The sequence below is a fragment of the Cupriavidus sp. SK-4 genome (assembly GCF_000611125.1).
Classification (GTDB): domain Bacteria; phylum Pseudomonadota; class Gammaproteobacteria; order Burkholderiales; family Burkholderiaceae; genus Cupriavidus; species Cupriavidus necator.
Genome location: NZ_JFJW01000098.1, coordinates 116,680 through 121,408 on the forward strand (window position 1 = coordinate 116,680; position 4,729 = coordinate 121,408).

Consider the following 4,729-nt stretch of genomic DNA (forward strand, 5'->3'; position numbering starts at 1 on the left):
TGACGATGCACTCATGCGGACGCGGCGAGCCAGGCACAGCAGGGCCGCAGACGCTTGGCCCTGGACTTGCGTCGAGGCCAGGTTGCGTGCGCGCCATGTAGGACGGCGTCCGGTGGACGCCGGTCAAAACGACGTGTTACGGTGTAACGCGATGCCACAACTACCGCTAATCGAACCCAATACCGCCCTGTTTCTCGACTTCGACGGCACCCTGGCCGACCTGGCCCCGCGCCCGGAACTGGTGCAGGTCGAGCCCGAACTGGTCGGCACGCTGCACACGCTGTTCGAGCGTCTGGACGGCGCGCTGGCCGTCATCTCCGGGCGGCCGATCTCTGAACTCGACCACTTCCTGCAGCCCCTGCGGCTGCCGGCCGCCGGCGTGCATGGTGCTGAGTTCCGCACCGACGGCGGCATGGTGTCCAAGACTTCCGCCCCCGGCCTGGAACCGCTGATCCCCCACCTGGAAGCGCTGGTGCGCGCCTATCCCTCCCTGCGGCTGGAGCGCAAGTCCGTTGCCGTCGCCATCCACTACCGCCAGGCGCCTGAACTGGCCGGCGTGGTCGATGCCGCGGTCACCGAAGTGCTGCGCCATGCCGTCGGACTGGAGGCGCTGCCCGGCAAGATGGTGGTCGAGATCAAGCCGGCCGGCGTCGACAAGGGCGACGCCATTGCCGCATTCATGAAATCCGCGCCCTTCGCCGAGCGCGTGCCGCTTTTTGCCGGCGACGACCTGACCGACGAGCCAGGCTTTGCCGCCGTGCGCAAGCTCGGCGGGCTGGGCGTGCTGGTGGGCCAGCGCGAGACCGTGGCCAGCGTCAGCGTGCCCGGGCCGGCCGCGCTGCGCAGCTGGCTGCACCGCTCGGCCCGAGCGCTGGAAGGCGCCGGCGGCCAGCCGCGCGCCGTGCCGAATGAGGCCGAGCCAGGCCCGGCCCGGCGCACAACGACATCCTGAGGGAGGTATCGCTGTGACCAATCCGAGCAGCCCGAGCGAACCGGGCCAGCCGCCGACCGAAGGCGTGCACAAGACTGTCGACGGCGGCAGCCGTTTTGCCAATCCGTCGTTGTCGCTTGGCATGATCGGCAACTGCGCCATCTCTGCGCTGGTGGACTGCCGCGCGCGCATTGTCTGGTCGTGCCTGCCGCGCTTCGATGGCGACCCGGTGTTCAACGCCCTGCTGGACCCGAGCGAGAACGCCGGCCATTTCTCGATCGAGATCGAAGACTTCCAGTCGTCGCGGCAATGGTACGAGCCCAACACCGCGGTGCTGCGCACGCGGCTGACGGACATCCACGGCAACTGCCTGGAGATCACCGACTTTGCGCCGCGCTTCTTCCGGCTGGGGCGCTACTTCCGCCCGACCACGCTGGTACGGCGCATCCGCCCGGTGCGCGGCGCGCCGCGCGTGCGCGTGGTGGTGGCGCCGCGCTTCGAGTGGGGCCGCAAGGCGCCGCAGACGACGCGCGGCAGCAGCCACGTGCGCTATATCGGCGACGACATGACCCTGCGCATGACCACCGACGCGCCGATGGCCTATGTGCTGTCGCATACGCCGTTCCTGGTCACGCGCGGGTACAACTTTATCCTCGGCCCGGACGAGACCCTCGCGCACGGCGTGGAAGAAACCGCGCGCGACTTCGAGCAGGAGACCACCGCCTACTGGCGCCTGTGGAGCCGCCGCCTGGCGGTGCCGCGCGAATGGCAGGATGCGGTGATCCGCGCGGCCATCACGCTGAAGATGTCGCTGTTCGAAGAGACCGGCGCCATCGTCGCGGCGATGACCACCAGCATTCCCGAGGCGCCGGGCAGCGGCCGCAACTGGGACTACCGCTTCTGCTGGCTGCGCGACGCCTTCTTCGTGGTGCGCGCGCTCAACAGCCTGTCCGAGGTCGGCACCATGGAGGACTACCTGCGCTGGCTGTCCAACGTGGTGATGCAGTCGCAGGACGGGCATATCCAGCCGCTGTACGGCATCGGCCTGGAGCGCGAGCTGCCTGAAAGCATGCTCGACCACCTGCCCGGCTACCGCGGCATGGGCCCGGTGCGCGTGGGCAACCAGGCGCAGGAGCACTTCCAGCACGACGTCTACGGCAACGTGGTGCTGGGCGCGGCCCAGGCCTTCCATGACCACCGGCTGCTGCACCGCGGCGGCCCCGCTGAATTCCGCCGGCTGGAAGAAGTGGGCGAACAGGCCGTGAAAGTGTTCGGCACCCCCGACGCCGGCATGTGGGAGCTGCGCACGCGGGCGCGCGTGCATACGTCGTCGGCGCTGATGAGCTGGGCCGCCTGCGACCGCCTCGCCAAGGTTGCCGACAAGCTCCAGCTGCAGGCGCGCGCCGCCTACTGGCACGACCATGCCGAGCGCATGAAGGAGCGCATCCTGGCCGAATCCTGGAGCGAAGAGCGCCAGGCCTTCGCCGAAAGCTTCGGCGGGCGCGAGCTGGATGCCAGCGTGCTGCTGATGGCCGAAGTCAATTTCATCGAGCCGCGCGATCCGCGCTTCATCGCCACCGTCAAGGCGCTGGAGGCATCGCTGTGCGACGGACCTTATATGCGCCGCTACGAGGCGCCCGACGATTTCGGCAAGCCCGAGACCGCGTTCAACATCTGCACGTTCTGGCGCATCGATGCCCTTGCACGCATCGGCCGGCGCGAGGAAGCGCGCGAGATCTTCGAATCGATGCTGGCCTCGCGCAATCCGCTGGGGCTGCTGTCCGAGGATACCCATCCCGTGACCGGCGAGATGTGGGGCAATTTCCCGCAGACGTATTCGATGGTCGGGCTGATCAATGGCGCGATGCGGCTGTCGGCGCCGTGGGACACGGTGATCTGAGCCGCCTGCGCCCACGGCATCCACGGCAACCAGAACAGAGGACTCCAAGAACAACATATGCCAAGACTTGTAGCGGTATCCAACCGGGTCGCCGATCCCCGCAACGTGGCGGCGGGCGGCCTCGCCGTCGCGCTATCCGAAGCCCTGCGCCAGACCGGCGGCATGTGGTTCGGCTGGAGCGGCAAGGCGCTGGAAACCGCCCAGGGCGGCACGCCGGGTGAAGGCGACCTGCACCTGCAGCAGGCCGGCAACGTGACGCTGGCCACCGTCGACCTGAGCCGCGAGGATCACGACGCCTACTACCTGGGCTACAGCAACGGCGTGCTGTGGCCGGTGTTCCACTACCGGCTGGACCTGGCGGACTTCGACTCCAATTTCCTGAACGGGTACCGGCGCGTGAACCAGCTGTTCGCGCGCAAGCTGGCGCCGCTGCTGCAGCCCGACGACATCATCTGGATCCATGACTACCACCTGATCCCGCTGGCCTCAGAGCTGCGCGCGATCGGCTGTGGCCAGAAGATCGGCTTCTTCCTGCATGTGCCGTTGCCGCCGCCGCTGATCCTGGCCGCCATCCCGCAGCACGAGTGGCTGATGCGCGCACTGTTCGCCTACGACCTGCTCGGCTTCCAGAGCCATGCGGATGTCGAGCACTTCTCGCGCTACGTGCAGGCCGAAGCGCAGGCCGAGCCCATGGGCGAGCACCGCTACCGCGCCTTCCACCGCACGGTGCGGGCGCAGGCCTTCCCCATCGGCATCGACGTCGATGAGTTCATGGAGCTGGGCCGCGGCGCGGACGCGCAGGAAACCTACGAGATGATGTGCGCGCAGTACGCGCGCCGCCGGCTGCTGCTGGGCATCGACCGGCTTGACTATTCCAAGGGCCTGCCGCATCGGCTCAAGGCGTTCTACCGGCTGCTGGCCGAGTACCCCGAGAACCGTTCGAGCGCGACGCTGGTGCAGATCGCCGCGCCCTCGCGCGAGTCGGTCGATGCCTACGTCGACCTGCGCCGCGAGATGGAGCAGCTGAGCGGCGCCATCAACGGCGAGTTCGGTGAGCTGGACTGGATGCCGGTGCGCTATATCCACCGCACCACCGCGCGCAAGCGGCTGCCCGGCCTGTGCCGCGCCAGCCGCGTGGCGCTGGTGACGCCGCTGCGCGACGGCATGAACCTGGTGGCCAAGGAGTTTATCGCCGCGCAGGACCCGGAGGACCCGGGGGTGCTGGTGCTGTCGCGTTTTGCCGGGGCAGCCGAGCAGCTGCGCGAGGCGCTGCTGGTCAATCCGTACGACACGCGCGCCACCGCGCAGGCGATCCAGCAGGCGCTACATATGCCGCTGGCCGAGCGCCAGCAGCGGCACCAGAAACTGCTGGAGCGCATCCGCGCGCAGGATGTGCACTGGTGGAGCGGTGAGTTCCTGCGCGCACTGACTGAGACCGAAGGGGCCTGAGAGGCGGGCTGTCTTCCGGTCGGGGAGCATGACCATGAGCGAAGACCTGGCAGCGCAATCGTGCACGCCTTGCCGTGGCGGCGTGCCGCCGCTGACGCCGGCTGAGGCCGAGGATTTATTGCAGCAGGCGCCGGGGTGGGAGCTGGTCGATAGCGCGACGCGGCTCGAACGGCGTTTCACCTTCGGCAATTTTGCGCAGGCGTTGGCGTTCGTGAACGGCGTCGGGCAGCTGGCCGAGGCGCAGGGGCATCATCCGGAGATCAGCTTTGGGTGGGGGCATGCCACGGTGTCGTGGCGGACCAAGAAGATCAAGGGCTTGCACCGGAATGATTTCATCATGGCGGTGAAGACCAGTGAGGTGGCAGGGGGGATTGGGTGAGTGAGGGCTGGTTGGGGGCGTGCGGTACCTCATCGCTCTTGACTAGCGTGGCTGTTTCGCCGGCGTAGCC

The 4,729-nt window shown here is 68.3% G+C and carries 4 protein-coding genes; all 4 read left to right on the forward strand.

Going from position 1 to position 4,729, the window contains the following annotated elements; all coding sequences use genetic code 11:
* The first annotated feature begins 151 nt into the window (after positions 1-151).
* Genes otsB through CF68_RS21615 form a run of 4 tightly spaced genes read left to right on the forward strand, consistent with a single transcriptional unit; the run spans position 152 to position 4,659 of the window.
* Positions 152-952, forward strand: coding sequence for a trehalose-phosphatase (gene otsB / locus CF68_RS21600; RefSeq protein WP_035822722.1), 801 nt, complete (start codon positions 152-154; stop codon positions 950-952).
* A 13-nt stretch (positions 953-965) separates the two neighbouring features.
* Positions 966-2,831, forward strand: a complete 1,866-nt coding sequence (locus CF68_RS21605; RefSeq protein WP_010814429.1) for a glycoside hydrolase family 15 protein — start codon at positions 966-968, stop codon at positions 2,829-2,831.
* 57 nt (positions 2,832-2,888) lie between these two features.
* Positions 2,889-4,280: an alpha,alpha-trehalose-phosphate synthase (UDP-forming) gene (otsA, locus tag CF68_RS21610; protein WP_026200632.1), complete on the forward strand. Its 1,392-nt coding sequence runs from the start codon at positions 2,889-2,891 to the stop codon at positions 4,278-4,280.
* 34 nt (positions 4,281-4,314) lie between these two features.
* Positions 4,315-4,659, forward strand: coding sequence for a 4a-hydroxytetrahydrobiopterin dehydratase (locus tag CF68_RS21615; RefSeq protein ID WP_035822824.1), 345 nt, complete (start codon positions 4,315-4,317; stop codon positions 4,657-4,659).
* The last annotated feature ends 70 nt before the right edge of the window (positions 4,660-4,729 follow it).

Bases quoted from the DNA above. Each gene is read 5' to 3' on its own strand.
- otsB (WP_035822722.1), top strand. From the start codon at position 152: ATGCCACAACTACCGCTAATCGAACCCAATACCGCCCTGTTTCTCGAC.
- otsA (WP_026200632.1), top strand. From the start codon at position 2,889: ATGCCAAGACTTGTAGCGGTATCCAACCGGGTCGCCGATCCCCGCAAC.
- CF68_RS21615 (WP_035822824.1), top strand. From the start codon at position 4,315: ATGAGCGAAGACCTGGCAGCGCAATCGTGCACGCCTTGCCGTGGCGGC.